We start from the raw sequence: 25,428 nt of genomic DNA on the forward strand, positions 1-25,428 counted from the left end.
AGATGTCAGGCCTGGGTATGCTGCGTTGCAATAGAATTTCAAGGTTTGTAATTCGGGTTACCACCGAGTTACAAGCTCCCTTCCAACCCCGAACCCCACGGAAGAAAGCCCCACCATGACCGAGTTGACCAAGAAGCGGCCTGAGTTCCGCAACATCAACGCCTTCAAGGATCTGACCACCTACCGCCTGCCTCTGGCCGGCTGGGTGTCGATCCTGCACCGCGCCAGCGGTGGCCTGATGTTCATCCTGCTGCCCCTGATCGTCTGGCTGTTCGACACCTCGGTGTCGTCCGAGATCTCTTACGAACGTTTCAGCGCAGCCTTCTCGGGCGGCATCGGACTGGTTCCCGGCTGGCTGTTCAAGCTGGTGGTGCTGGCCATCATCTGGGCCTACCTGCACCACCTGATTGCCGGCCTGCGCCACCTGTACATGGACATGACGCACTCGGTGACCAAGGAGTTCGGCAAGTCCTCCGCCATCGTGACGCTGGCCCTGTCCATCGGACTGACGCTGATCCTCGGCGCCAAGCTGTTCGGCCTGTACTGATCCCGCGAAAGAAGGAGACCAACATGTCCGTCAATTACGGTTCCAAACGCGTCGTCACTGGCGCCCACTACGGGCTGCGCGACTGGCTCGCCCAACGCATCACCGGCGCGCTCTTCGCCCTGCTGACCCTCATCGTGCTGGCCAAGGTGCTGCTCACCAGCGGCCCTCTGGGCTACGAGGGCTGGGCCGGCATCTTCGCCCCCCAGTGGATGAAGGCACTGACCTTCGCGGCCTTCATCGCCATCGCCTATCACATCTGGATCGGCATGCGCGACATCTGGATGGACTACGTCAAGCCCACCGGCATCCGCCTGGCCCTGCACATCTTCACCATCGTCTGGCTCGTGGCCTGCCTGGGCTGGGCTGTTCAAGTTCTCTGGAGACTCTGATCCATGACCACCACCGCATCCCTTTCCAAGCGCAAGTTCGACGTGGTCATCGTCGGAGCCGGCGGCTCCGGCATGCGTGCCTCGCTGCAACTGGCCCGCGCCGGCCTCAAGGTGGCCGTGCTCTCGAAGGTCTTCCCGACCCGCTCGCACACCGTTGCAGCGCAGGGTGGCGTGTCCGCCTCGCTGGGCAACATGAGCGAAGACAGCTGGGAATACCACTTCTACGACACCGTCAAGGGTTCCGACTGGCTCGGTGACCAGGACGCCATCGAGTTCATGTGCCGCGAAGCGCCCAAGGTCGTGTATGAGCTCGAACACTTCGGCATGCCGTTCGACCGCAACCCCGACGGCACGATCTACCAGCGTCCGTTCGGCGGCCACACCGCCAACTACGGCGAAAAGCCCGTGCAGCGCGCCTGCGCCGCGGCCGACCGCACCGGCCACGCCATGCTGCACACGCTGTACCAGGCCAACGTGTCGGCCAAGACCACCTTCTTCGTGGAGTGGATGGCGCTGGACCTGATCCGCGACGCCAGCGGCGACGTGGTGGGCGTGACCGCTCTCGAAATGGAAACCGGCGACACCTACGTGCTCGAAGCCAAGACCGTGCTGCTGGCCACCGGTGGTGCCGGCCGCATCTTCCAGTCCTCGACCAACGCCTTCATCAACACCGGTGACGGCCTGGGCATGGCCGCCCGTGCCGGCATCGCACTGCAGGACATGGAGTTCTGGCAGTTCCACCCCACCGGCGTGGCCGGCGCGGGCGTGCTGCTGACCGAAGGCTGCCGCGGCGAAGGCGCCATCCTGCTCAACAGCAATGGCGAGCGTTTCATGGAGCGCTATGCGCCCACGCTGAAGGACCTGGCACCGCGCGACTTCGTGTCCCGCTGCATGGGTCAGGAAATCCTGGAAGGCCGTGGCTGTGGTCCCAACAAGGACTACATCCACATGAAGCTGGACCACCTGGGTGCCGACACCATCCACAAGCGCCTGCCCTCGGTGTATGAGATCGGCGTGAACTTCGCCAACGTCGACGTGACGCGCGAGCCGATCCCGGTCGTGCCCACCATCCACTACCAGATGGGTGGCATCCCGACCAACATCCACGGCCAGGTGGTCGAGCGCTTCAACGGTGAAGACCGTCCGGTCAACGGCCTCTACGCGGTGGGCGAATGCTCCTGCGTGTCGGTGCACGGCGCCAACCGCCTGGGCACCAACTCGCTGCTGGACCTGCTCGTCTTCGGCAAGGCCGCCGGCAACCACATCATCGCCAACGTCAACCCCAAGCAGGAGCACAAGGACCTGCCCAAGGACGCCGCCGACAAGACCCTGGCCCGCCTGGCCCGCCTGGACAGCGCCAAGAACGGCGAGTACGCCCAGGACGTTGCCAACGACATGCGCGCCATCATGCAGACGCACGCGGGCGTGTTCCGCAGCCAGGAGTCCATGGACGCCGGTGTGCAGAAGATCAACGCCCTGCGCGAGCGCGTGGGCGCCATCGGCCTGAAGGACAACTCCAAGGTGTTCAACACCGCGCGCATCGAAGCGCTGGAAGTCGAGAACCTGATGGAGGCCGCCCAGGCCACCATGACCAGCGCGGCCGCCCGCAAGGAATGCCGCGGCGCCCACCTGGTGCGCGACTACGAACACGACGTCAACCACCCGACCTGCCCGCTGGGCCGCAACGACGCCGAGTGGATGAAGCACACCCTCTGGTACCAGGACGGCAACAAGCTGGACTACAAGCCGGTGCGCATGAAGCCCCTGACCGCCGAAACGGTGCCCCCGAAGCCCCGCACCTTCTGACCGGAATCAGCGAACACAAGGACACTGAAAAATGGCACAACGCACTTTCAAGATCTACCGCTACGACCCGGACAAGGACGCCAAGCCGTACATGCAGACCATCCAGGTCGAACTGGACGGCACCGAGCGCATGCTGCTGGACGCCCTGATCAAGCTCAAGGCCGTGGACCCCACGCTGTCGTTCCGCCGCTCCTGCCGCGAAGGCGTGTGCGGTTCGGACGCCATGAACATCAACGGCAAGAACGGCCTGGCCTGCCTGACCAACCTGAACACGCTCAAGGGCGACATCGTGCTCAAGCCGCTGCCCGGCCTGCCGGTCGTTCGCGACCTGATCGTGGACATGACGCTGTTCTTCAAGCAGTACCACAGCATCAAGCCCTACCTGATCAACGAGACCCCCGCCCCCGAGCGCGAGCGCCTGCAGAGCCCCGAAGAGCGCGAAGAGCTCAACGGCCTGTACGAGTGCATCCTGTGCGCCAGCTGCTCCACGAGCTGCCCCAGCTTCTGGTGGAACCCCGACAAGTTCGTCGGCCCCGCCGGTCTGCTGCAGGCGTATCGCTTCATCGCCGACAGCCGCGACCAGGCCACCGCCGAGCGTCTGGACAACCTGGAAGACCCGTACCGTCTGTTCCGCTGCCACACCATCATGAACTGTGTGGACGTCTGCCCCAAGAGCCTGAACCCCACCAAGGCCATTGGCAAGATCAAGGAACTGATGGTGCGCCGCGCCGTCTGATCCCGCGTTATATGACCATGAATGCCAGCCCCGGTGACGCCGTGCTCGATGCCCCGGCATTGAGCAAGCTGCGCTGGCGCTGCCGCCGTGGGCTGCTCGAGAACGACCTGTTCATCGAGCAGTTCTTTGCCAGACATGAGTCTGGCTTGACTGTCAGGCAGGCCGAAGCTCTGGGGGTTCTAATGGACCTTTCCGACAACGATCTGCTTGATCTGTTGCTCGGCCGCAAGAAGCCCGAGGGCCTACAGGCCAGTGACGACGTCACTCAGGTGCTGGGCATGCTGCGCGCTGCCCGACGACCCGATTAACCTCTACCAGGAAACCGCATGAAACTCGTAGACAACAAAGCCACCCTGTCGTTCTCCAACGGCAGCCCCAGCGTCGAGATGCCGGTGTACGGCGGCAGCATCGGTCCGGACGTGATCGACATCCGCAAGCTGTATGCACAGACCGGCATGTTCACCTACGACCCCGGCTTCCTGTCCACGGCGTCCTGCCAGTCGGCCATCACCTACATCGACGGCGACAAGGGCGAACTGCTGTACCGCGGCTACCCGATCGAGCAGCTGGCCACCCAGGCCGACTACCTCGACACCTGCTTCCTGCTGCTCAATGGCGAACTACCCAATGAGACGGAGCGAGGCGACTTCCACAAGCTCGTGACCAACCACACGATGGTCAACGAGCAGATGCAGTTCTTCCTGCGTGGCTTCCGGCGCGACGCCCACCCCATGGCCGTGCTGACCGGTCTGGTAGGCGCCCTGTCGGCCTTTTATCACGACAGCACCGACATCAACAACCCCGAGCACCGCCGCATCGCCGCGATCCGCCTGATCGCCAAGATGCCCACGCTGGTGGCCATGTCCTACAAATACGGTGTGGGCCAGCCCTACATGTACCCGCGCAACGACCTGAGCTACTCGGGCAACTTCCTGCGCATGATGTTCGGCACGCCCTGCGAGGACTACAAGGTCAACCCGGTGCTGGAAAAAGCGCTGGACCGCATCTTCATCCTGCACGCCGACCACGAGCAGAACGCCTCCACCTCCACCGTGCGCCTGTGCGGCTCGTCGGGCACCAATCCGTTCGCCGCCATCGCAGCCGGTGTGGCCTGCCTCTGGGGCCCCGCCCACGGTGGCGCCAACGAAGCCTGCCTGAACATGCTGGAAGACATCCAGCGCAACGGCGGCGTGGCCAAGGTCGGCGAGTTCATGAACCAGGTGAAGGACAAGAACAGCGGCGTCAAGCTGATGGGCTTCGGTCACCGCGTGTACAAGAACTACGACCCGCGCGCCAAGCTGATGCAGGAAACCTGCAACGAGGTGCTGGCCGAGCTGGGTCTGGAAAATGACCCGCTGTTCAAGCTGGCCAAGGAACTGGAAAAGATCGCCCTGGAAGACGACTACTTCGTGCAGCGCAAGCTCTACCCGAACGTCGACTTCTACTCCGGCATCGTGCAGCGCGCCATCGGCATTCCTGTCAGCCTGTTCACCGGCATCTTCGCGCTGGCCCGCACCGTCGGCTGGATCGCCCAGCTCAACGAAATGCTGGCCGACCCCGAGTACAAGATCGGCCGTCCGCGCCAGTTGTTCACGGGTGCTGCTCGCCGCGACGTCCCCGCCAGTTTCAAGCGCTGATCCCGCCTTGCCCCACAAAACCCGCCTCTGGCGGGTTTTGTTTTTTGCGGGGCCTGACATCGCCAATGACGATGCCAAAGTCACCTCAAAATCAAGAGAATCCATGAAGTCATCTTGAAACACGATGACTTTCTCATGAACGCCCCCGACCGCGCCTTCACCCGCCGACTTGACCTGACCACGCTGCAGCTGTTCGTGGCGGTGTGCGAGCGCGGCAGCATCGGCAAGGCGGCCGAGACCGAGTTCATGGCACCGTCGGCGGTCAGCAAGCGGCTGTCGGATCTGGAGACCACGGTCGGCACGCCGCTGCTCATGCGCCACGCACGCGGCGTCACGCCCACCCCGGCTGGCCAGAGCCTGCTGCACCACGCCCGCTCGGTGCTGTTCAGCCTCGACAAGATGCAGGGCGAGCTCTCGGAGTACGCCGACGGCGTGCGCGGCCATGTGCGGGTGCACGCCAACATCTCGGCCACGGTGCAGTTCCTGCCCGAAGACCTGGGCGGTTTCATCCGCGCGCACGACGCGATCAAGATCGACCTTGAAGAACACCTGTCCACCGAGGTGCTGCGGGCGGTACAGGAAGGCGCGGCCGACCTGGGCATCTGCCATGTCGGCGGCGACGACCCGATCCAGGGCCTGCAGACCCTGCCCTACCGGCAGGACCGCCTGGTGCTGATCGTGCCGGCCCGCCATCCGCTGACCGGACACACGGCCATGGCCTTCGCCGACAGCCTCGAATGGGACCACGTCGGCCTGCACGCCAACAGTTCCATCTACCGTGCCATGCACGCCGCCGCCACCGCCAGCGGCCGCAACATCCGGCTGCGCATCCGCGTCTCGGGCCTGGACGCCATGTGCCGCATGATCCACAACGGACTGGGCGTCGGCCTGATGCCGCGCCGCGCCTTCGATCTGATGCAGGGCGCCGGCGACCTGCAGGCGGTCGATCTCACCGACGACTGGGCCACGCGCCACATCGACCTGGTGGCGCGCGACTTTTCCAGCCTGCCCGTCAGTGCCCGGCTGCTGGTGGACCACCTGTCCACACCGCCCGCCGGGTCCGCAACCCCGACCTAGAATTTCAAGCCCCACAGGAGAACCCCACCCCATGGCCCGCACGCTCTACGACAAGATCTGGGACGAACACGTCGTCCACACGGAGGAAGACGGCACGTCCGTCCTCTACATCGACCGCCACCTGGTGCACGAAGTCACCAGCCCGCAGGCGTTCGAGGGCCTGCGCCAGGCCGGCCGCAAGGTCTGGCGCGTGAGCTCGGTGGTCGCCACCGCCGACCACAACACGCCCACCACCGGCTGGGAACTGGGCTACGACGGCATCACCGATCCGATCAGCAAGGAACAGATCACCACGCTGGACAGCAACATCAAGGAATTCGGCGCTGCGGCGTTCTTCCCCTTCATGTCCAAGCGCCAGGGCATCGTGCACGTGATCGGCCCCGAGAACGGCGCCACCCTGCCCGGCATGACCGTGGTCTGCGGCGACTCGCACACCTCCACCCATGGCGCCTTCGGCGCGCTGGCGCACGGCATCGGCACCTCGGAAGTCGAGCACGTGATGGCCACGCAGACCCTGCTGGCCAAGAAGGCCAAGAACATGCTGGTCAAGGTCGAGGGCCAGCTCGCCAAGGGCGTGACCGCCAAGGACATCGTGCTGGCCATCATCGGCAAGATCGGCACCGCCGGCGGCACGGGCTACACCATCGAGTTCGCCGGCAGCGCGATCCGCTCGCTGTCCATGGAAGGCCGCATGACGGTCTGCAACATGGCCATCGAAGGCGGTGCGCGCGCCGGTCTGGTGGCCGTGGACGAGAAGACCATCGAATACGTCAAGGGTCGCCCGCTGGCCCCGACCGGCGTGGAGTGGGACCAGGCGGTCGCCTACTGGAAGTCGCTGCACTCGGACGCCGACGCGGTGTTTGACGCCGTGGTCGAACTCGATGCGACGCAGATCCTGCCGCAGGTCACCTGGGGCACCTCGCCCGAGATGGTGCTGGGCGTGGACGCCCGCGTGCCCGATCCCGAGAAGGAGAAGGACGCCAGCAAGCGCGGCGCCATGGAGCGGGCGCTGACCTACATGGCGCTCGAACCGGGCAAGCCGCTGGCCGACATCTTCGTCGACAAGGTCTTCATCGGTTCCTGCACCAACAGCCGCATCGAAGACATGCGCGAAGCCGCCGCGGTCGTCAAGAAGCTGGGCCAGAAGGTCGCGAAGAACATCAAGCTGGCCATGGTCGTGCCGGGCTCCGGTCTGGTGAAGGAACAGGCCGAGCGCGAAGGCCTGCACGAGATCTTCAAGGCCGCCGGCTTTGAATGGCGCGAGCCCGGCTGCTCGATGTGCCTGGCCATGAACGCCGACCGGCTGGAGCCGGGAGAGCGCTGCGCCAGCACCAGCAACCGCAACTTCGAAGGCCGCCAGGGCGCTGGTGGCCGCACCCACCTGGTCTCGCCTGCGATGGCCGCCGCCGCCGCGATCCACGGTCATTTCGTCGACATCCGCACCATCGCCTGAACGTCTTTCCCGAGCACTTTCCCAAGGAGCCCACCATGTCCTCGTTCAAGACCCTGCTCGCCACCGCCACCCTGATGTCCCTGGCCGCCTGCAGCACCAACACCGTGCAAGGTGTCAAACAGGACGCCCACGTCGTCAAGGACAAAGCCATCGAGGTCAAGGACGTGGTGGTCGACAAGGCCATCGAGATCAAGGACAAGGCCGTCGAGGGCGGCAAGTCCGCCGGCCAGGCGGTCGGCTCCGGGCTGGAGAAAGCCGGCGAAGCCGTCAAGGGCGCGACCAACTGAACATCCACACCATGCAGACATTCACCATTCACCAGGGCCTCGTGGCCCCCATGGACCGCGAGAACGTCGACACCGACGCGATCATCCCCAAGCAGTTCCTCAAGTCGATCCGCAAGACCGGCTTCGGCCCCAACCTGTTCGACGAGTGGCGCTACCTGGACCAGCCGGGCGAACCCGGCGTGCCCGAAAGCGCACGCAAGCCCAACCCGGACTTCGTGCTGAACCAGCCGCGCTATCGTGGCGCCTCGGTGCTGCTCACGCGCCGCAACTTCGGCTGCGGCTCCAGCCGCGAACACGCGCCCTGGGCCATCGACCAGTACGGCTTCCGCGCCATCATCGCGCCCAGCTACGCCGACATCTTCTTCAACAACTGCTTCAAGAACGGCCTGCTGCCCATCGTGCTGAGCGAGCCACAGGTGGACCAGCTGTTCAACGACGTGTACGCCTTCCCGGGCTACCAGCTGACCATCGACCTGGAGCGCCAGGTCATCGTCAAGCCGCAGGGTGAAGAAATCCCCTTCGAGGTCAACGCCTTCCGCAAGTACTGCCTGATCAACGGGCTGGACGACATCGGCCTGACGCTGCGCCACAAGGACAAGATCGAGGCGTTCGAGAAAGAGCGCCTGGCGACCAAGCCCTGGCTCGCGCACACCATGTAATCCACTTCAACAGCAAGACACAATGAAAATCGCAGTTCTCCCCGGTGACGGCATCGGCACCGAAATCGTCGCCGAAGCGGTCAAAGTCCTCGACGCGCTCGACCTGAAGTTCGAGATGGAATCGGCCCTGGTCGGTGGCGCCGCCTACGACGCGCACGGCCACCCGCTGCCCGAGTCCACGCTCAAGCTGGCCAAGGAAGCCGACGCCATCCTGTTCGGCGCCGTCGGCGACTGGAAGTACGACAAGCTCGACCGCCCGCTGCGCCCCGAGCAGGCCATCCTGGGCCTGCGCAAGAACCTGGGCCTGTTCGCCAACTTCCGCCCCGCCATCTGCTACGAGCAGCTGGTCGGCGCCTCCAGCCTCAAGCCCGAGCTGATCGCCGGCCTGGACATCCTGATCATTCGCGAGCTGACCGGCGACATCTATTTCGGCCAGCCGCGGGGCCGCCGCGAGGCCCCGGACGGCGAGTTCAAGGGCGCGCCCGAGGCCTTCGACACCATGCGCTATTCCAAGCCCGAGATCGAGCGCATCGCCCACGTCGCCTTCCAAGCCGCGCGCAAGCGCAACAAGAAGGTCACCTCGGTCGACAAGGCCAACGTGCTGGAAACCTTCCAGTTCTGGAAGGACACCATGATCGAGGTGCATGCCCAGTACCCCGACGTTGAACTGCAGCACATGTACGTCGACAACGCCGCGATGCAGCTGGTCAAGGCACCCAAGGCGTTCGACGTGGTCGTCACCGGCAACATGTTCGGCGACATCCTGTCCGACGAGGCCTCGATGCTGACCGGCTCGATCGGCATGCTGCCCTCGGCCTCGCTCAACAGCAGGAACCAGGGCCTGTACGAGCCCAGCCACGGCAGCGCGCCCGACATCGCCGGCAAGGGCATCGCCAACCCGCTGGCGACCATCCTGTCGGCTGCCATGATGCTGCGCTTCTCGCTCAACCAGGAAGAAGCCGCCCAGCGCATCGAAGCCGCGGTGCAGAAGGTGCTGGCCCAGGGCCTGCGCACCGGCGACATCTGGAGCGAGGGCACGACCAAGGTCGGCACCGTGGAGATGGGCGACGCGGTGGTGAAAGCGCTGTAACGCCCCCCTGCGCCGCTGCGCGGCTTCCCCCCTCTCTGGCGCGCCTGCGGCGCTGGGAGGGGGGACGCACCCTGTGGCCCGGCGGAGCCGGTCCCACGGGTGCCCTGGAGGCAGACACGCGTTCCTCAAGGTTTTTGGGGTCTGGTCACAATGAATGCTTTCCTGCTCTTGGCCTGCCCGTGTCCTCCCCCCTCTTCTCCTTCGACAACTCCTACGCGCTGATGGAGGGCATGTCCGTGCCCTGGCAGCCGGCGGCGGTGCCGGCGCCGCGCTGGCTGCACCTGAACCGTGGGCTGGCCGACGAACTCGGGCTCGATGCCGATGCCCTGGCGTCCGACGAGGGCCTGGCGGTGTTCGCGGGCAACCGCGTGCCCGAGGGTGCCACGCCAATTGCGCAGGCCTACGCCGGCCACCAGTTCGGCGGCTTCTCGCCACAGCTGGGTGACGGTCGCGCGCTGCTGCTGGGTGAGGTGCTGGACGCTCGAGGACAGCGCCGCGACATCGCGTTCAAGGGCTCGGGGCGCACACCGTTCTCGCGCGGCGGCGACGGCAAGGCGGCCGTCGGGCCGGTGCTGCGCGAGGTGCTGATCAGCGAGGCCATGCACGCGCTGGGCATCCCCACCACGCGCGCACTGGCGGCCGTGGCCACCGGTGAAACCATCCGCCGCGAGCGCCCGCTGCCCGGTGCCATCCTCACGCGCGTGGCGGCCAGCCACATCCGCGTCGGCAGCTTCCAGTTCTTCGCCGCGCGCAACGACACCGAACGCGTCCAGCAGCTCGCCGAACACGCCATCGCCCGCCACGACCCGGCGCTGGTCGGCCGCGAGGACCGGCTCCTCGCTTTCTACGAGGCCGTGGTGCAGCGCCAGGCGAAACTGGTCGCGTTGTGGATGTCGGTCGGCTTCATCCACGGCGTGATGAACACCGACAACATGACGGTCTCGGGCGAAACCATCGACTACGGCCCCTGTGCGTTCCTGGAGGCCTACGACCCGCAGACGGTCTTCAGCTCCATCGACACCCACGGCCGTTACGCCTTCGGCAACCAGCCGGGCATCGCGCAGTGGAACCTCGCGCGGCTGGCCGAAACCCTGCTGCCACTGTTCCACACCAACGACGAGCAGGCCGTGGCCGCCGCCACCCGGGTGCTGGACGGCTTCGGCGGGCATTTCGACCGGCACTGGCTGAACCTGCACCGCCTCAAGCTGGGCCTGCGCAGCGACAGCGCCGACGACGAGGCCGACCGCGCCCTGGTCAACGAGTTGCTGCAGCGCATGCACGAACACCATGTCGACTTCACGCTGGGCTTCCGTCGCCTCTCGGCCGTGCTGCGCGAGGCGCCGCGGGACTGGCTCGTGCTCTGGGGCGATCAGCCCGCCGTCGCCGGCGATTGGCTGGCGCGCTGGCAGCAGCGCCTGACCGCGCAAGGCGAGCCGGCGCACGAAGTGGCCGCCCGCATGGACGCCACCAACCCGCTGTTCATCCCGCGCAACCACCTGGTCGAGAACGCACTGGACGCCGCCAGCGAGTCCGGCGACCTGCGGCCTTTCGAGCGTCTGCTGGCCATCGTGACCGACCCCTACACCGAGCGCAGCGAACACGCCCCGGCCGCCCTGCCCGGCACGCCCGAACAGACCCAGGGTTACCGCACCTTCTGCGGCACCTGAAAGGAGCTTCCCATGAGCACCGGCACCGTCCGCTTCCACCGCATCCTCAAGGCGCCGCCCGAGCGCGTCTACCGCGCTTTCCTCGACCCCGACGCGATGGCCAAATTCCTGCCGCCGCACGGCTTCACCGGCCGCGTGCTGGAGATGGACGCGCGCGTCGGCGGCGTCTACCGCATGCAGTTCACCAACTTCTCCAGCGGCCACACGCACGCCTTCGGCGGCAAGTACCTGGAACTGGTGCCGAACGAGAAGATCGTCAACACCGACCTCTTCGACGACCCCAACCTGCCCGGCCAGATGATCACCACCATCAGCCTCAAGGCCGTCTCCTGCGGCACCGAGCTGACGGCCGTGCAGGAAGGCATCCCCGAGGCCATTCCGGTCGAGATGTGTTACCTCGGCTGGCAGGAGACGCTGGCGCTGCTGGCCCAGCTGGTCGAACCCGAAATCCCGGGTTGAACAGGCCCCCACGCTCCGCCGCTGCGCGGGTCGCTGCCCCCCGAGGGGGCTGTTTCGGCTTGGGGCGGCCCGGCGCCGAAACTCACTTCGTGGGCAGCGCGCGCACTCGCTGCGTCGCCTCGCTGTCCACCGACAGCGGCTGGTGGCCCCGCGCGCTCAGGTAGCGCTCGCTGAACAGGCCGAACCAGGCGTCCAGCGCGTCGGCGGCGGCGTAATCGCCGGCCAGGTCCAGGCACATCGCCGCAACCTCGGCGGTGCAGAAGTGGTGGTCCTGCGCCGAGCGTCGCAGCTTGTAGCGCGAGGCGTGCGCCGGTTGCAGCCCCAGCACCGGCGCGCTGTCCAGCCAGGGGCTCTTGCGGAACATCTTGCGCGCCTCGGACCAGGTTCCGTCCAGCAGCACGAACAGCGGCCGGCGCCCGTCGTCCACCACCGGCGCCGTCACGGCGCGCGACGGCGCGGCGTACTCGGTCGGGAACACCACATGGGGTCGCCATTGCGGATCGGCCAGCAGCGCCAGCAGGGCGGGGTCGACCTCGGTGCGCGACCAGCCGAAGGCCCAGGTGTCGGGCACCACGTCGGCGATCAGCCAGCCGGTGTTGGTGGGCTTGAGGGCCTCGATGTCACCCAGCAGCAGGCAGAAGCCCGCGTTCGACGGCACCACCGGCCGCAGCGCGCAGATGCAATGGGTGGCGGGCAGGCGGCAGCCGCTGCAGCGCACCAGGCCGGCGCCGCGGGCGACATAGGGCTTGCTGGACGCCGCCAGGCGCAGCGTGCGCTGGCGCGCGACCGCGTGGGGAAAGGAGGGAGCGACGGCTTCCGGGGTGGCAGGAGACATCCGTCAAATGTATGCTCCCCGCGATGAACATCCTGACCTCCCTCGACGCCCTGCGCGCGCTCTACGACCCGGTGCGCGAGCGCTCGTCCAAGAAAGAGATTCCGCAGCTCGACGCTCACGCGCGCCGCTTCATCGGGCTTTCGCCCTTCGTGGTGATCGGCAGCGGCGATGCCGCGCACGGCATGGACACCTCACCGCGCGGTGGTGCGCCCGGCTTCGTGCACGCGCCGGACGTCCACACCCTGCTGATCCCCGACGCGCCGGGCAACAACCGGCTGGACACGCTGGAGAACATCGTGCGCGGCGGCGAGGAAGGCGCGCCGGTCGGGCTGCTGTTCCTGATCCCGGGCGTGGACGAAACCCTGCGCGTGAACGGCCGCGCCCTGCTCAGCACCGACCCGGACGATCTGCAGCGCTGCGCCGAACCGCACCGCCTGCCCAAGCTCGCGATCCGGGTCACCGTGCAAGCCTGCTACCTGCACTGCGCCAAGGCGCTGATGCGCTCGCACCTCTGGGACGCACAACACCAGGTCGAGCGTTCAGCGCTGCCCAGCATGACCGAGATGATGCGCGACCAGATCCGCGAATTCCGCGGCGAGGAGGTCGCCGCGGAAACGCAGGAGCAGATGCTCGAGCGCTACCGCCAGACGCTCTGACGGCGCGGCGGCGGCCGCGCCTCAGGGCAGGAAGTTCAACCCCTCGGGCAGCGGCGGCACCAGCGGCACCTCGAACAGCGGCCCGGGCCCGTCGGGGTCGATCACCAGGCTGCCGCCACTGCGAAAGAACTCCGCGATCTGCGTCTGCGCCAGCACCGCGATGGTCGGACCCGCCGGGCTCGCCAGCCCGGTCAGGAAGGTGTGCGGGTTCTTCGGCACCGCCGGGTTCGCGGCGAAGGCCAGGTCGTTGCGGAAGTAGGTGGTCTGCGCCTGCAGGCCACCGGCGCGCACGATGGCGGTGGTGGTCGGGTTGGGCACCGTCTGGTCGCCCTTGGCCATCTGCAGGATCACCGGCTTGGCCGCGCTGCCCGGCAGCGGCTGCTGGCGGATCAGGTGGGCGTAGGACACCGGGTTGCCCGCCTGCTGCACCCACTCCCAGCGGTCGATCACCTGCGCGATCTCCATTGCGCCCGGCACGTTGTTGACCACCGGCGGCAGGTCGCGCAGCGGCATGTTCTCGAAGAAGTTGAACGGCACCGGCAGGCTGGCCGACGGCGGCAGGTTCAGCAGCTGCGGCACCCGGGTGGCCAGCGCAAAGCCGGTCAGGCCGCGGAACGCGCCCAGCCGCGCCACCTCGGTGATCGAACCGCCCGGCACATTGGGCACACCCGCCTGGATGGACGGCTCGACGCCCAGCAGGATGGTGCCGTAGATGCCGCCAAAGGACTGGCCGGCGTAGTAGATGCGCTGGGCGTCCAGGTCGGCGCTGCCATCGCCTTCGACATCGATGCCCGCCTCCACCTGGCGCACCAGCTGCATCAGGTCGATGGCGGTCTGGCGCAAGCCGTCGCGGCTGGAGACCGCGGTGCGCGGCGGCGCGGCGCTCGATCCCTCGGTGCTGTCGATGGCGCCGTTGCCGTCCTGGTCGAAGCCGCGGCCGCCGGAAGGCACCGACACCACACCGCCGGCGGTGGTCAGGTTGAGCACGCCGGCCGCGCCGCCGCCGTGGCCCACCACGTTGATCGACAGCGTCGCAATGCCGCGCGAGGCCAGCACGGAGGCCACCGTCCACGGCGCGCCGAACATGCTGTCGGTGAAACCGTGGCCGAAGATGGCCACCGGCCAGCCCGCCGCGGGTTTGGCGCCGGCCGGCAGGAAGAGCTGGAACACCAGCTCGTTCGTGCCCTGCGGTTGCGGCCGGCCCACCAGCGTCGGGGTCGCGGGGATGTACTGGCCGGCGGCGAGGTAGTTGGGCGACTGGTAGCGGCCGTAGGCGATCAGGCCGACGGCGCCGGGCACCACATAGAGCGCACCCAGCGGCACGGCCTGCGGCGCCAGCGCGCCCGGGGCGGCCCCGACCTGGCGCTGCAGGTCGACCGCCGCCACACCGTTCAGCGGAAACACCGCGCGCACCGGTGCGCCGGCCGCGCTGCCGATCATGAAGTCCACCGGCGCCGGGTTCGTTGCCTTGATGCGGCGCATCACCTTCACCAGGTCCCCGGTGGCGCTCTGCGTGGTGAACACCGAGGCCGCCGCCACCGCCAGCCCGCGCCCCAGGCGCACCGCCGACGCCCCTTCGTGCATCTCGCGGTGGTGTTCGGCGCGGTGGCGCCCGCCGCCCAGCGCGGCACCGGGCACGATGCGCCGGCCCCTGGTGTCGCGCACGCCGTTGGTCACCACCAGCACGTAGCGCGAGCGCTCGGCCAGCAGCTCGTCGGGCTCGAACACCAGCGTGCGCGTGGCCGGGTCCCACAGCACCTGGTTGATGCCCACCTTCTGGCCGAAACCGCGCAGGGTCTGCGTGTCGCCCAGGTTGTAGAGGAACACGGTCTCGCTGCTGACCGAGGCCACATCGATGTCGCCGGTGAACGGCACCGTGATGCGCGGCTGGGTCGAGAAGCCGTCCAGCGTGTTGATCACGTCGATGTCCTGGCAGTCGCTCACCCGCACCGCGCAGTCGGGCCGGGGCAGGTTGACGCGGCGGAAGGTCGCGTTGCCGAAGTCGACCACCGTGTGGCGGTTGCTCGGGAACGGACCGGCCGTGTCGTCGTCGCGCACCGACACGTTCTGCGTGAACGCGGCGGCGGGCAACGACACCAGGGGCAGCACCAGGGACAGCGACAGCAGCAGGCGACGGGAAGCAACGGCCATGGCAGGACTCCTCTGTGTTGGAATGGACCCCGCTTGTACGCCGAAAGACTTCGTCCGGCCAGAGGGGATCACCGGTGGCAGGCCCGCCGGCTGTCACCTTGGTTGCGTATGCTGGAGGTCGTTTCTTGTTCTTTCCTCTCTAGATCCTGCCGTGAACGACCTCAACCCCGTCATCGCCCTGCTCGGGCGCCGCATTCGCCTCGCTGTCATCGGCGGCGGCCCGGGCTCCTTCATCGGGCCCATCCACCGCATGGCAGCCCGCCTGGACGACCGCTACGACATCGTCGCCGGCGTGCTCTCGTCCGACCCGCAGCGCTCGGTGGCCGCCGGCCTGGCGATGGGCCTGGCCCCGGACCGCTGCCACCCCGATCTGTCCACCCTGCTGGCGGTCGAATCGCAGCGCCCCGACGGCATCGACGCGGTCGCGATCATGACGCCCAACGACGGCCACTTTCCCGCTGCGATGGCGGCGCTGGAGCACGGCTTCGACGTCATCTGCGACAAGCCCATGACCAACACCCTGGCGGAGGCGCAGACGCTGCTCGAGAAGGTCCAGGCCAGCGGCCGGGTGTTCTGCCTGACCCACAACTACAGCGGCTACCCGATGGTGCGCCAGGCGCGCGCCATGGTGGCCGACGGCCAGCTCGGCGAGATCCGTCTGGTGCAGGTGGAGTACGTGCAGGGCGGGCGTGCCAAGCCCGGCCCCGGCCGCGTGGCCTGGAAGGCCGACCCGGCGCGCGGCGGCCCTTCGCTGGTGATGGGCGACATCGGCACCCACGCCCACCAGCTGCTGCGCTTCATCAGCGGGCTGGAGGTCGGGGAGGTCGCGGCCGAGCTCGGCTGCGTGGTGCCCGAGCGCAGCGCGCACGACTTCGCCGGTGTGCTGCTGCGCATGGCGGGCGGTGCGCGCGGCAGCTTCTGGGTCACCCAGGCCGCCGCAGGGGTGGAGAACGGCCTGCGCATCCGCGTCAGCGGCTCGCGCGGCTCGCTCGAATGGCAGCAGGAACATCCGCAGGTGCTGGACTTCAAGCCGCTGGACGCCCCCGCCCAGCGCCTGACGCCGCGCGGCCCGGGCGCCCTGCCGCTGGCGCTGCGCGGCACCCGCGTGGCCGCCGGCCACCCCGAGGGCTTCCCCGAGGCCTTCGCCAACCTCTATTCGGACGCGGCCGAGGCCATCGCGGCGCGGCGCACCGGCCAGAACCCCGACCCCTTGGCCCTGCACTTCCCCAACGCGCACGACGGCTGGATGGGCATGCGCTTCGTCGACGCGGTGATCCGCTCGGCGCAGGCCGGTGGCGCCTGGACGGCCGCATGACGCGGCCCACGCGCTCCCGCCGCCAGGTGCTCGGCACCCTGGCCGCCATGGGTCTGGGTGCGCTCAGCGTGGCCCGGGCCGACACCACAGGTCTGCCGACCACCGACTGGCCACAGGCATCGGCCGTGCCCGGCGGCGTGGCCCGGCTGGCCCTCGGCCCAGCCACGGACCGGCCCAGGGCCTGGGCCGGCGAGGCGCCCCTGCTGGTGGTGGGCGATCCGGCGGGCTGGACCGCGCTGGTCGGTATACCGCTGTCGGCCACCCCCGGGGACGCACAGATCGAGGTTGAGACCGGTGGGGGTCGGCGCGCCCTGCCCTACCGGATCGGCCCCAAGGCCTACGCCGAGCAGCGCCTGACGGTGGCCCCACGCACGGTCGAACTCTCGTCCAAGGACCTGGCGCGGCACGAGCGCGAACGGCTCCACCAGCAGGCCGTCATCGCCCGCTTCACCGAACCGGTGCCGCGCGACCTGCGCATGCAGGCGCCGGTGGACGGGCGCCGCTCCAGCTCCTTCGGGCTGCGGCGCGTGTTCAACGGGCAGGCGCGCCAGCCCCACAGCGGCATGGACATCGCGGCCGCGACCGGCACGCCGGTGGTGGCCCCGCTGGCGGCCCGGGTGGCCGACACGGGCGACTACTTCTTCAACGGCCAGACCGTCTGGCTGGACCATGGCGGTGGCCTGCTGTCCATGCTGTGCCACCTCAGCCGCACCGATGTGCGGGCGGGCGATTCGCTGGCGGCCGGCCAGCCGCTGGGCGCGGTGGGCGCCACCGGCCGCGTCACCGGCCCGCACCTGCACTGGAGTGTGCTGCTCAACCGGACCTCGGTGGACCCGGCGTTGTTTATTCACGCTTGATCCCGTTTTTTGGGGCGGGGAATGGCGGCCGGCCGGAGCGCCGCGGGCACAATGCGCGCTCCCCTTGTTGCCCGAATGTCCGCCCCGGAGGCCCCGTGTACCGTTTGCCGCTCGCCATCGCCGTCCTCATCGCCCTGGCGGCGTGCTCATCGACCAAGCGGCAATGGCAGAAGGAAGGTGTGAGCGCCTTCGACACCGCCAACGTGGAGTCGGAGTGCAAGTTCCAGACCGGACTTGCCAAGATCAAGGGCGACCAGGCCGAAGAACTGGTTCGCCACTGCATGCAGGCGAAGGGGTTCCGGCTGAATTGATGGCCCGGCTCAGCCGCCGATGCGCTCCAGGCCACCCATGTAGGGCCGCAGCACCACGGGCACGGTCACGCTGCCGTCGGCGTTCTGGAAGTTTTCCAGCACCGCCACCAGCGCACGCCCCACGGCGAGGCCGGAGCCGTTGAGGGTGTGCACCAGCTCGTTCTTGCCCTGGGCGTTCTTGAAGCGCGCCTGCAGGCGACGCGCCTGGAAGGCCTCGCAGTTGGACACCGAGCTGATCTCGCGGTAGGTGCCCTGCGCCGGCACCCAGACCTCCAGGTCGTAGGTCTTGCTGGCGCCAAAGCCCATGTCACCCGTGCACAGGCTCATCACCCGGTAGGGCAGGCCCAGCGCCCGCAGGATGGCCTCGGCGTGGCCGGTCATCTCTTCCAGCGCCTCGTAGCTCTTCTCGGGGTGCACGATCTGCACCATTTCCACCTTGTCGAACTGGTGCTGGCGGATCATGCCGCGCGTGTCGCGTCCGGCGCTGCCCGCCTCGGAGCGGAAACACGGCGTGTGCGCCGTCATCTTGATCGGCAGGTCGGCCTCGGCCAGCACGGTGTCGCGCACCACGTTGGTCAGCGTCACCTCGCTGGTCGGAATCAGGTACAGCGCCTGGTTCTCCTCAGCGCCCTCCTGCCCGCCCTTGTTCGCCGCGAACAGGTCGGCCTCGAACTTGGGCAGCTGGCCGGTGCCACGCAGGGTGTCGGCGTTGACGATGTAGGGCGTGTAGCACTCGGTGTAGCCGTGCTGCTGGGTCTGCGTGTCCAGCATGAACTGGGCGAGCGCGCGGTGCAGGCGGGCAATGGGGCCGCGCATGAAGGTGAAGCGCGAGCCGGCCAGCTTGGTGCCGGTGTCGAAGTCCAGGCCGAGCTTCTCGCCGATGTCCACGTGGTCGCGGACCGGGAAGTCGAAGGTCTTCGGTGTGCCCCACTGGCGCACCACCACATTGCCCTCTTCGCCCGCGCCCACCGGCACGCTCTCGTGCGGCAGGTTGGGCACGGCCAGCAGCAGGGTCTGCAGCTCGCCCTGGATCACGTCCAGCCGCGCGGCCGAGGCTTCCAGCTCGGCCTTCATCTCGCCCACCTGGGCCATCACCGCGTCGGCCTCGGCGTGTTGTCCCTTGCCCTTGAGCATGCCGATCTGCTTGGAAAGGCTGTTGCGCTGGGCCTGCAGGCTTTCGGTGCGGGTCTGCAGCGCCTTGCGCTCGTGTTCCAGCGCCTGGTAGGCGGACACGTCGAGGTAGGGCTGGGGGTTCTTGCGGGTTTCCAGGCGCGCGACGACGGCGTCCAGGTCTTTGCGGAGTTGGAGGATGTCTAGCATGGGGGAATTGTAGGGACCGGGTTCAGTGCAGATGGTCGATGGCGCCCTCGCCGTCGATCTTCAGCCCCTTGGGCAGCGGGAACTTGATGGTCTCGGTGATGCCGTCGAGCTTGCGCACCGAAATCGCGCCGAGTTCGCGCAGGCGGTCGATCACCTGCTGCACCAGGATGTCGGGCGCCGAGGCACCAGCCGTCAGGCCCACACGTTGCTTGCCATTGAACCATTCGGCCTTCAGCTCGCTGGCGTTGTCGACCATGTAGGCCTCGGTGCCCAGGCGGTGGGCCACTTCGCGCAGGCGGTTGCTGTTGCTGCTGGTCGGGCTGCCGACCACGATCACGATGTCCACCTGCGGGCTCAGCAGCTTGACCGCGTCCTGCCGGTTCTGCGTGGCGTAGCAGATGTCCTGCTGCTTGGGTTCGCGCACCTTCGGGAACCGCGCCTTCACCGCGGCCAGGATGCCCGCCGTGTCGTCCACGCTCAACGTGGTCTGCGTCACCACCGCCAGCAGCTCGGTCTGCTTCGGCTGCACCTTGGCCACGTCGTCGATGTCTTCGACCAGGTGGATGCCTTCGCTGAGCTGGCCCATGGTGCCTTCGACCTCGGGGTGGCCCTTGTGGCCGATCATCAGGAACTCGTAGCCCTCCTTGAACAGCTTGGCCACCTCGACGTGCACCTTGGTCACCAGCGGACAGGTGGCGTCGAAGATGCGAAAGCCCCGCCGCTCGGCCTCCTTCTGCACGGCCTGGCTCACGCCGTGGGCCGAGAACACCAGCGTGGCGCCGGGCGGCACCTCGTCCAGCTCCTCGATGAAGATCGCGCCCTTGTCCTTGAGGTCGTTGACCACGTAGGTGTTGTGCACGATCTCGTGGCGCACGTAGATGGGCCGGCCGAACTTGGCCAGCGCGCGCTCGACGATCTCGATGGCGCGGTCCACACCGGCACAGAACCCGCGCGGCTCCGCCAGAAGGATCTCAGCCCCCACGCTCCCCACTTCGTGTGGTTCGCTGCCCCCCGAGGGGGCCCTCGCTTGCTTGGGGCGGCCCGGCGCAGCGCTCGATTTTTCGCTCATCAGAGCACCCCGATCAGCTGGACTTCAAATTTCACCGGCTGACCCGCCAGCGGGTGGTTGAAGTCGAACAGCACCGCACCGTCCTCGCGCACCTCGACCACGGAACCGGCGTACTGGCCCAGACCGTCGGGTGTGGGGAACTGCACCACGTCGCCCGCGGTGTACTTCTCGTGCGGGTCGCCCAGTTCGTTGAGCAGCTTGCGCGCGACCCACTGGACCATCTCGGGCTGCCGTTCGCCAAAGGCCTCGCCAGCGGCCAGGTCGATCACCGTGGTCGTGCCCTCTTCCAGGCCGATCAGGCGCTGCTCGATGGCGGGCGAGAGCTCGCCGGCGCCCAGGCTCAGGGTGGCGGGCTGGCCCTGCTCGAAGGTGTCGATCACCACCTTGCCCTGCGGGCCGGACAGGCGGTAGTGCAGGGTGAGAAAGGAGCCTTCTTGGACGTGTGTCATGGACAAATGGGGGATGAAACAGGGGGTGCGGCGAACGCAGCGCGCACAGAACGGCCCGGGCGACGGCGCCGGGCGAGGGCCTCTATTGTAAAAACCGGCGACCGCCCCGGCGGCAACAGGGAGTACACACAGATGAATGGACTGGCCGCCACCGGGCTCAAGAGCCTGCCCGCCGACGCGCGCCCGCGCGAAAAACTGCTCAGCCGGGGCCCCGGCGCACTGGGAGACGCCGAGCTGCTGGCGCTGTTGCTGCGCACCGGCATCAGCGGCAAACACGTGATCCAGCTCGCACAGGAACTGCTCGACCGCTTCGATGGCATCGGCGGGCTGCTGCACACCAGCGCGGAGGCGCTCAAGACCGTCAAGGGCCTGGGGCCGGCCAAGCGGGCCGAGGTGGTGGCGGTGCTGGAACTGGCCCGCCGGGCGCTGGCGCAGGAACTGCAGCAGCGCCCGTTGTTCGACAGCCCGAAGGCGGTGCGCGAGTACCTGCAGCTGCAGCTGGGCGCCCGCGCGCACGAGGTGTTCTGCGTGCTGTTCCTGGACAGCCAGAACCGGCTGCTGGCGCTGGAGGAGCTGTTCCGCGGCACCCTGTCGCAGACCTCGGTCTATCCGCGCGAAGTGGTGCTGCGCGCCCTGCACCACCATGCAGCCGCCGTGGTGCTGGCCCACAACCACCCGAGTGGCGAAGCCCGCCCGTCGCGCGCCGACGAATCGCTGACGCAGTCGCTCAAGGCCTCGCTGGCGCTGGTGGACGTGCGGGTGCTGGACCACTTCATCGTCACCCGCGACCAGGCCGCCTCGATGGCCGAAATGGGCCTGGTCTGACAGGTCATGCCCCCTGGGCGAGAATCGCGCCACCATGAAAGTGCGCGCCCTCGCCGACCTCAAGACGCTGCAGAAGGTGATCGCCCAGCGGGCGGCGGCCGAAGCCGCGGCGCGCGAGGCCGAGCGCCTGCACGCGCTGCGCATGGACCGCGAAAAGCGCCTGTTTGAACTGGCGGTCGGCCCGGTGCGGCCCCTGCCCCATCACCGGCGTGTGATCCATCCACCCGCGCCGGTCTCCACCGAGCCGCGGCAGCGGCAGCTCGACGAGCACGCGGTGATGCGCGAGGCGCTGTCGGACGAGTTTGACGTCGAGACCCTGCTGCACACCGACGAGGCGCTGAGCTTCCGCCGACCGGGCCTGGGTCCGGATGTGACGCGCAAGCTGCGCGAGGGTCACTGGAGCATCCAGAAGCACATCGACCTGCACGGCCTGCGCACCGACGAGGCGCGCGAGGCGCTGGGCCGCTTCGTCCGCGAGGCCCACCAGCTGGGACTGCGCTGCGTGCGCGTGGTGCACGGCAAGGGGCTGGGCTCGCCGGGCCGCACGCCGGTGCTCAAGGGCCGGGTGCAGCGCTGGCTGGTGCAGAAGAAGGAAGTGCTGGCCTTCGTGCAGGCGCGGCCGGCCGAGGGTGGCGCCGGGGCGCTGGTGGTGCTGCTCAAGCCGGTGGGGCGCTGAGCCCCGCCGACTCACTGCGGCGTGTTCCGCATCCAGTCGGCGGTCTTGAAGAAGCTCTCGCGCAACCGGGACCGCAGATCTTCAGGCACGCCGGTCTCTCCCATCGCCTGGTCCATGCAGGCCAGCCACTGGTCGCGCTCGACAATGCCGATCTTGAAGGGCATGTGCCGCATGCGCAGGCGCGGGTGGCCGAAGCGGTCTTCGTAGTGCGAGGGGCCGCCGAGCCAGCCGCAGAGAAACCAGAACAGCTTCTGGCGCGCATCGTCCAGCGTGCTGCCGTGCGCCACCCGCAGCTCGTGGTAACCCGGCTCGATGTCCATCAGGTCGTAGAAGCGGTCGACCAGGGCGCGCACACGGGCTTCGCCGCCGATCCATTCGAACGGTGTGGCGGGGGATACGGGGACGGGCGTTTCTTGTTCGTTCATGTTGTTTGAAGTTCAGACTGCAGCTCGACGCAGCGTTTCGACCACCGGGGTGCGCAACACGCTGCGCAGCCCCCACCAGCCCGCCGCCAGCGCCAGCACGCCGCCCGCCAGGCCGCCGGCCAACGGCACCCAGGGCGACGGCTGCCAGCTGAACTCGAAGGCGTATTTCGCCAGCGCCCAGCCGACGGCGATGGCCACCACCGAAGCCAGCACGCCCGCCAGCAGGCCCACACCGAGCAGCTCGACCCGCTGCACGTCGCGCAGCAGCTTCGAACCCGCGCCCACCGCGCGCAGCACCGCGAACTCGCGCTCGCGCTCGCCGCGTGTGGCCGTGATCGTGGCCAGCAGCACCACCAGGCCGGCGGCCAGCGCAAAACCGAACAGGAACTCCACCGCGCTGATCACCTGCCCCAGCACACGCTGCACCTGCGCAATGGTCTGGCTCATGTCGACGTTGGTGATGTTCGGAAACTGGCGCACCAGCGCGTTGTCGAAGGTCTTGTTCGCGTCGGGCACGCGGTAGGCGCTGATGTAGGTGGTCGGCAGATCGGGCAGCTGCGACACCGGGAACAGCACGAAGAAGTTCACCCGCATCGAACCCCAGTCGACCTTGCGCAGGCTGGTGATGCGGCCCTCGACCGGGATGCCCGCCATCTCGAAGCCGAGCCGGTCGCCGAGCTTGAGGCCCAGTTCTTTGGCCAGCCCTTCTTCCACGCTGAGCCCGTCCTGTTCCTCTGGCGTCCAGCGGCCGGCGACGATGTCGTTGTGGACCGGCGGCTGGGCGCTGTGCGAGAGGTTGAACTCGCGCTCGACCAGGCGCTGGGCGCGGTCGGTCTCGAAGTTCTCCGGCTGCACCGCAGCGCCGTTCACGCTCACCAGGCGGCCGCGGATCATCGGGTACCAGTCGTACTGGCCGATACCGCCGTCGGTCAGTGCCTGCCGGAACGGATCGGCCTGCTCGGGCTGGATGTTGATGACGAAACGGTTGGGCGCATCGGGCGGCGTGGCGTTGCGCCAGCTGGCGATCAGGTCGGTGCGCAGCAGCACCAGCAGCACCAGGGCCAGCAGCCCCACCGCGAGCGCGCTGATCTGCACCACGGCGTAGGCCGGCCGGGCGGAGAGCTGGCGCGTGGCCAGCACCAGCGCGCGCGGTGCGGTGCTCTCGTTGACGCTGCGGCGCAGCAGCCAGACGGCCGCCCAGCTCACCAACGCAAACACCGCCACCGCGGCGGCAAAACCACCGACCGCGATGCCGCCGAGCTTGAGGTCGCGGCTGGCGGCCAGCAGCAGCACCGCAAAGCCGGCCACGCCCAGCCCCAGCACCGCCAGCGTGGCGGGCTTGAGCTGTCCGACGTCGCGCCGGATCACCCGCAGCGGCGGCACCTGCGCCAGCTGAAGCACCGGCGGCAGGCCAAAGGCCATCATCAGCGTCAGGCCCATGCCCAGACCGAGCAGCACCGGCCAGATGCTGGCCGCGGGAAGGGCCGACTCGACCAGCCCGGAGAGCAGCAGCACGAACACATAGTGCAACCCGAAGCCCGCCAGCACCCCCAGGCCGCTGGCCACCAGGCCGACCACGGTGAATTCGAAGGCGTAGGCGCGCGCCATGGTGCCCTGCGACAGGCCAAGCACGCGCATCATGGCGCAGTCGTCCAGGTGGCGCTGGGCAAAGCCGCGCGCCGCGATGGCCACCGCCACCGCCGACAGCAGGGCCGCCAGCAGCGCCACCAGGTTGAGGAATTTTTCGGCGCGTTCCAGCGTTTGCTGCATCTCGGGCCGGCCGCCTTCGAGCGACTCCAGCCGCAACCCGCGAATCTCCGGTTTCTTCAGTTCGGCCTCTGCCCAGGCCACGTACTGCTTCACTGCGGGGTCGGCACCCGCCACTGCCAGCCGGTAGCCGACGCGGCTGGCCGGCTGCACCAGGCCGGAAGCGGGCAGGTCGGCGGCGTTGATCATGACGCGCGGCGCGAAGCTCATGAAGCCGGCGCCGCGGTCGGTCTCGACCACGATCACCTTGGCCAGCGTGAGGCTCGCGTCGCCCAGCAGCAGCGGCTGGCCGATCTGGAGCTGCAGCGCCGACAGCAGGGCCGCGTCGACCCAGGCCGTGCCGGGGGCGGGAATGTCGCGGGTGGGCGCGTCGGCCGCCTCGGGGCCGTCGGCCACGCGCAGGCTGCCGCGCAGCGGATACCCAGGTGCCACCACCTTGAGCGCCACGAGGCGCGCCGCGCCGCCCTCTTCGTCACGCGCCCTGCCCATGGTCGGGAAACTCAGGGTCTGCACCGTCTGCAAGCCCAGCTCGGCGGCCTTGGTGGCGAACGCTGGGGGCGCCGGCTGGTCGCTCTGGATCACCGCATCGCCACCGATCAGCGCCCGCGCGTCGCGCTGCAGGCCACCCTGCAGCCGGTCGGCAAAAAACGCCACCGCCGTCAGCGCCGCCACCGCCAGCGTCACCGCCAGCAGCAACAGCCGCAACTCGCCCGCGCGCCAGTCGCGCCAGAGCGAGCGCCAGCCCAGGGACCAGAACGAGACCGGAAGGGAATCAGAAGCAGCAGCCATCCGGCGACCTTACCGCAAGCGCATCAACCGCGCGCGTCCGTATGGATAAGCATGAAACGCAGCCGGGGCGCACATTCCCGTCGAGAATGCCGTGGGTCCGGCTCCGCCGGCCCGCAGGCATTGCCCCTTGAGGGGCGGAGCCGGCTACACGCAGTGAGCCGGCGATGGGGGTGGAC

General features: G+C 68.4%; 26 protein-coding genes. 19 read left to right on the plus strand and 7 right to left on the minus strand.

The window, feature by feature from the left end; all coding sequences use genetic code 11:
- Window positions 1–115: 115 nt before the first annotated feature.
- The 13 genes from sdhC (at window position 116) to BC358_RS18895 (ending at window position 11,807) form a co-directional block, all read left to right on the plus strand.
- Window positions 116–547: a succinate dehydrogenase, cytochrome b556 subunit gene (gene sdhC, locus BC358_RS18835; protein ID WP_066149759.1), complete on the plus strand. Its 432-nt coding sequence runs from the start codon at window positions 116–118 to the stop codon at window positions 545–547.
- Between the two features lie 23 nt (window positions 548–570).
- Window positions 571–936, plus strand: coding sequence for a succinate dehydrogenase, hydrophobic membrane anchor protein (sdhD, locus tag BC358_RS18840; protein WP_066149756.1), 366 nt, complete (start codon window positions 571–573; stop codon window positions 934–936).
- Between the two features lie 3 nt (window positions 937–939).
- Window positions 940–2,742 (plus strand): succinate dehydrogenase flavoprotein subunit, encoded by a 1,803-nt coding sequence (gene sdhA / locus BC358_RS18845; protein ID WP_066149753.1) that lies wholly within the window; start codon window positions 940–942, stop codon window positions 2,740–2,742.
- Window positions 2,743–2,773: 31 nt separating this feature from the next.
- A complete protein-coding gene (locus BC358_RS18850) occupies window positions 2,774–3,478 on the plus strand; it encodes a succinate dehydrogenase iron-sulfur subunit (protein WP_066149750.1) in 705 nt (234 codons plus the stop codon).
- Between the two features lie 11 nt (window positions 3,479–3,489).
- On the plus strand, window positions 3,490–3,786 hold the full coding sequence (locus tag BC358_RS18855; RefSeq protein ID WP_371836586.1) for a succinate dehydrogenase assembly factor 2: 297 nt from the start codon (window positions 3,490–3,492) through the stop codon (window positions 3,784–3,786).
- A gap of 18 nt (window positions 3,787–3,804) precedes the next feature.
- Window positions 3,805–5,115, plus strand: a complete 1,311-nt coding sequence (locus BC358_RS18860) for a citrate synthase (RefSeq protein ID WP_066149747.1) — start codon at window positions 3,805–3,807, stop codon at window positions 5,113–5,115.
- A 135-nt stretch (window positions 5,116–5,250) separates the two neighbouring features.
- The gene (locus tag BC358_RS18865) at window positions 5,251–6,192 is read left to right on the plus strand and encodes a LysR family transcriptional regulator (protein ID WP_079367009.1); all 942 of its coding nucleotides are present in this window, start codon (window positions 5,251–5,253) and stop codon (window positions 6,190–6,192) included.
- Window positions 6,193–6,223: 31 nt separating this feature from the next.
- Window positions 6,224–7,645, plus strand: a complete 1,422-nt coding sequence (leuC, locus tag BC358_RS18870; RefSeq protein WP_079367010.1) for a 3-isopropylmalate dehydratase large subunit — start codon at window positions 6,224–6,226, stop codon at window positions 7,643–7,645.
- A gap of 35 nt (window positions 7,646–7,680) precedes the next feature.
- Window positions 7,681–7,932, plus strand: a complete 252-nt coding sequence (locus BC358_RS18875) for a hypothetical protein (RefSeq protein WP_066149738.1) — start codon at window positions 7,681–7,683, stop codon at window positions 7,930–7,932.
- Window positions 7,933–7,943: 11 nt separating this feature from the next.
- Window positions 7,944–8,591, plus strand: a complete 648-nt coding sequence (gene leuD / locus BC358_RS18880) for a 3-isopropylmalate dehydratase small subunit (protein WP_079367011.1) — start codon at window positions 7,944–7,946, stop codon at window positions 8,589–8,591.
- 22 nt (window positions 8,592–8,613) lie between these two features.
- Window positions 8,614–9,681 carry a 3-isopropylmalate dehydrogenase gene (leuB, locus tag BC358_RS18885; protein WP_066149732.1) on the plus strand — a complete coding sequence of 356 codons (1,068 nt, stop codon included), beginning with the start codon at window positions 8,614–8,616 and terminating at the stop codon, window positions 9,679–9,681.
- A gap of 179 nt (window positions 9,682–9,860) precedes the next feature.
- Window positions 9,861–11,348 carry a YdiU family protein gene (locus BC358_RS18890; RefSeq protein ID WP_079367012.1) on the plus strand — a complete coding sequence of 496 codons (1,488 nt, stop codon included), beginning with the start codon at window positions 9,861–9,863 and terminating at the stop codon, window positions 11,346–11,348.
- Between the two features lie 12 nt (window positions 11,349–11,360).
- Complete coding sequence (locus tag BC358_RS18895; RefSeq protein ID WP_079367013.1) at window positions 11,361–11,807, plus strand: SRPBCC family protein; 447 nt, start codon at window positions 11,361–11,363, stop codon at window positions 11,805–11,807.
- Window positions 11,808–11,889: 82 nt separating this feature from the next.
- Here the strand turns inward: BC358_RS18895 and BC358_RS18900 are convergent, their stop codons facing one another.
- Entirely contained in the window at window positions 11,890–12,642 is a 753-nt protein-coding gene (locus BC358_RS18900) for a tRNA-uridine aminocarboxypropyltransferase (RefSeq protein ID WP_079367014.1), read from the minus strand.
- Window positions 12,643–12,665: 23 nt separating this feature from the next.
- Between BC358_RS18900 and BC358_RS18905 the strand changes: the two genes are divergently transcribed.
- The gene (locus BC358_RS18905; protein WP_066149720.1) at window positions 12,666–13,298 is read left to right on the plus strand and encodes an MSMEG_1061 family FMN-dependent PPOX-type flavoprotein; all 633 of its coding nucleotides are present in this window, start codon (window positions 12,666–12,668) and stop codon (window positions 13,296–13,298) included.
- A gap of 21 nt (window positions 13,299–13,319) precedes the next feature.
- On the opposite strand, the gene BC358_RS18910 is transcribed toward BC358_RS18905, so the two are convergent.
- Window positions 13,320–15,449, minus strand: a complete 2,130-nt coding sequence (locus BC358_RS18910) for a S9 family peptidase (protein WP_066149717.1) — start codon at window positions 15,447–15,449, stop codon at window positions 13,320–13,322.
- Between the two features lie 151 nt (window positions 15,450–15,600).
- Here BC358_RS18910 and BC358_RS18915 point away from each other — a divergent pair, with 151 nt between their 5' ends.
- From BC358_RS18915 to BC358_RS18925, 3 genes are all read left to right on the plus strand, one after another.
- Window positions 15,601–16,764: a Gfo/Idh/MocA family protein gene (locus BC358_RS18915; RefSeq protein WP_066149714.1), complete on the plus strand. Its 1,164-nt coding sequence runs from the start codon at window positions 15,601–15,603 to the stop codon at window positions 16,762–16,764.
- The gene (locus BC358_RS18920) at window positions 16,761–17,621 is read left to right on the plus strand and encodes a peptidoglycan DD-metalloendopeptidase family protein (RefSeq protein ID WP_066149712.1); all 861 of its coding nucleotides are present in this window, start codon (window positions 16,761–16,763) and stop codon (window positions 17,619–17,621) included. The genes BC358_RS18915 and BC358_RS18920 overlap by 4 nt, the downstream gene beginning before the upstream one ends.
- Window positions 17,622–17,716: 95 nt before the next feature.
- On the plus strand, window positions 17,717–17,932 hold the full coding sequence (locus tag BC358_RS18925; RefSeq protein ID WP_066149709.1) for a hypothetical protein: 216 nt from the start codon (window positions 17,717–17,719) through the stop codon (window positions 17,930–17,932).
- Window positions 17,933–17,941: 9 nt separating this feature from the next.
- On the opposite strand, the gene serS is transcribed toward BC358_RS18925, so the two are convergent.
- The 3 genes from serS to BC358_RS18940 all read right to left on the minus strand — a co-directional run bounded on the left by serS (window position 17,942) and on the right by BC358_RS18940 (window position 20,770).
- Window positions 17,942–19,252, minus strand: a complete 1,311-nt coding sequence (serS, locus tag BC358_RS18930; RefSeq protein WP_066149707.1) for a serine--tRNA ligase — start codon at window positions 19,250–19,252, stop codon at window positions 17,942–17,944.
- Window positions 19,253–19,274: 22 nt separating this feature from the next.
- A complete protein-coding gene (ispH, locus tag BC358_RS18935) occupies window positions 19,275–20,234 on the minus strand; it encodes a 4-hydroxy-3-methylbut-2-enyl diphosphate reductase (protein ID WP_256861582.1) in 960 nt (319 codons plus the stop codon).
- Window positions 20,235–20,320: 86 nt separating this feature from the next.
- Entirely contained in the window at window positions 20,321–20,770 is a 450-nt protein-coding gene (locus BC358_RS18940; RefSeq protein WP_066149701.1) for a peptidylprolyl isomerase, read from the minus strand.
- 132 nt (window positions 20,771–20,902) lie between these two features.
- Here BC358_RS18940 and radC point away from each other — a divergent pair, with 132 nt between their 5' ends.
- Both radC and BC358_RS18950 read left to right on the plus strand, forming a co-directional pair.
- Window positions 20,903–21,595 carry a DNA repair protein RadC gene (radC, locus tag BC358_RS18945; RefSeq protein ID WP_079367017.1) on the plus strand — a complete coding sequence of 231 codons (693 nt, stop codon included), beginning with the start codon at window positions 20,903–20,905 and terminating at the stop codon, window positions 21,593–21,595.
- Window positions 21,596–21,629: 34 nt separating this feature from the next.
- Complete coding sequence (locus BC358_RS18950) at window positions 21,630–22,271, plus strand: Smr/MutS family protein (protein ID WP_079367018.1); 642 nt, start codon at window positions 21,630–21,632, stop codon at window positions 22,269–22,271.
- An 11-nt stretch (window positions 22,272–22,282) separates the two neighbouring features.
- Here the strand turns inward: BC358_RS18950 and BC358_RS18955 are convergent, their stop codons facing one another.
- Complete coding sequence (locus BC358_RS18955; protein ID WP_079367019.1) at window positions 22,283–22,696, minus strand: group II truncated hemoglobin; 414 nt, start codon at window positions 22,694–22,696, stop codon at window positions 22,283–22,285.
- A 12-nt stretch (window positions 22,697–22,708) separates the two neighbouring features.
- The gene (locus BC358_RS18960) at window positions 22,709–25,252 is read right to left on the minus strand and encodes an ABC transporter permease (RefSeq protein WP_079367020.1); all 2,544 of its coding nucleotides are present in this window, start codon (window positions 25,250–25,252) and stop codon (window positions 22,709–22,711) included.
- Window positions 25,253–25,428 lie beyond the last annotated feature (176 nt).

The sequence above is a fragment of the Hydrogenophaga sp. H7 genome, assembly GCF_002025745.1.
Lineage (GTDB): Bacteria > Pseudomonadota > Gammaproteobacteria > Burkholderiales > Burkholderiaceae_C > Hydrogenophaga > Hydrogenophaga pseudoflava.

Coding starts and splice junctions, on each gene's coding strand:
- BC358_RS18960 (WP_079367020.1), bottom strand. CDS start 25,252: ATGGCTGCTGCTTCTGATTCCCTTCCGGTCTCGTTCTGGTCCCTGGGC.
- sdhD (WP_066149756.1), top strand. CDS start 571: ATGTCCGTCAATTACGGTTCCAAACGCGTCGTCACTGGCGCCCACTAC.
- BC358_RS18910 (WP_066149717.1), bottom strand. CDS start 15,449: ATGGCCGTTGCTTCCCGTCGCCTGCTGCTGTCGCTGTCCCTGGTGCTG.
- BC358_RS18940 (WP_066149701.1), bottom strand. CDS start 20,770: ATGACACACGTCCAAGAAGGCTCCTTTCTCACCCTGCACTACCGCCTG.
- BC358_RS18860 (WP_066149747.1), top strand. CDS start 3,805: ATGAAACTCGTAGACAACAAAGCCACCCTGTCGTTCTCCAACGGCAGC.
- leuD (WP_079367011.1), top strand. CDS start 7,944: ATGCAGACATTCACCATTCACCAGGGCCTCGTGGCCCCCATGGACCGC.
- serS (WP_066149707.1), bottom strand. CDS start 19,252: ATGCTAGACATCCTCCAACTCCGCAAAGACCTGGACGCCGTCGTCGCG.
- BC358_RS18955 (WP_079367019.1), bottom strand. CDS start 22,696: ATGAACGAACAAGAAACGCCCGTCCCCGTATCCCCCGCCACACCGTTC.
- BC358_RS18905 (WP_066149720.1), top strand. CDS start 12,666: ATGAACATCCTGACCTCCCTCGACGCCCTGCGCGCGCTCTACGACCCG.
- BC358_RS18895 (WP_079367013.1), top strand. CDS start 11,361: ATGAGCACCGGCACCGTCCGCTTCCACCGCATCCTCAAGGCGCCGCCC.
- BC358_RS18950 (WP_079367018.1), top strand. CDS start 21,630: ATGAAAGTGCGCGCCCTCGCCGACCTCAAGACGCTGCAGAAGGTGATC.
- BC358_RS18850 (WP_066149750.1), top strand. CDS start 2,774: ATGGCACAACGCACTTTCAAGATCTACCGCTACGACCCGGACAAGGAC.
- sdhA (WP_066149753.1), top strand. CDS start 940: ATGACCACCACCGCATCCCTTTCCAAGCGCAAGTTCGACGTGGTCATC.
- leuC (WP_079367010.1), top strand. CDS start 6,224: ATGGCCCGCACGCTCTACGACAAGATCTGGGACGAACACGTCGTCCAC.
- BC358_RS18865 (WP_079367009.1), top strand. CDS start 5,251: ATGAACGCCCCCGACCGCGCCTTCACCCGCCGACTTGACCTGACCACG.
- radC (WP_079367017.1), top strand. CDS start 20,903: ATGAATGGACTGGCCGCCACCGGGCTCAAGAGCCTGCCCGCCGACGCG.
- sdhC (WP_066149759.1), top strand. CDS start 116: ATGACCGAGTTGACCAAGAAGCGGCCTGAGTTCCGCAACATCAACGCC.
- BC358_RS18855 (WP_371836586.1), top strand. CDS start 3,490: ATGACCATGAATGCCAGCCCCGGTGACGCCGTGCTCGATGCCCCGGCA.
- BC358_RS18875 (WP_066149738.1), top strand. CDS start 7,681: ATGTCCTCGTTCAAGACCCTGCTCGCCACCGCCACCCTGATGTCCCTG.
- BC358_RS18900 (WP_079367014.1), bottom strand. CDS start 12,642: ATGTCTCCTGCCACCCCGGAAGCCGTCGCTCCCTCCTTTCCCCACGCG.
- BC358_RS18920 (WP_066149712.1), top strand. CDS start 16,761: ATGACGCGGCCCACGCGCTCCCGCCGCCAGGTGCTCGGCACCCTGGCC.
- leuB (WP_066149732.1), top strand. CDS start 8,614: ATGAAAATCGCAGTTCTCCCCGGTGACGGCATCGGCACCGAAATCGTC.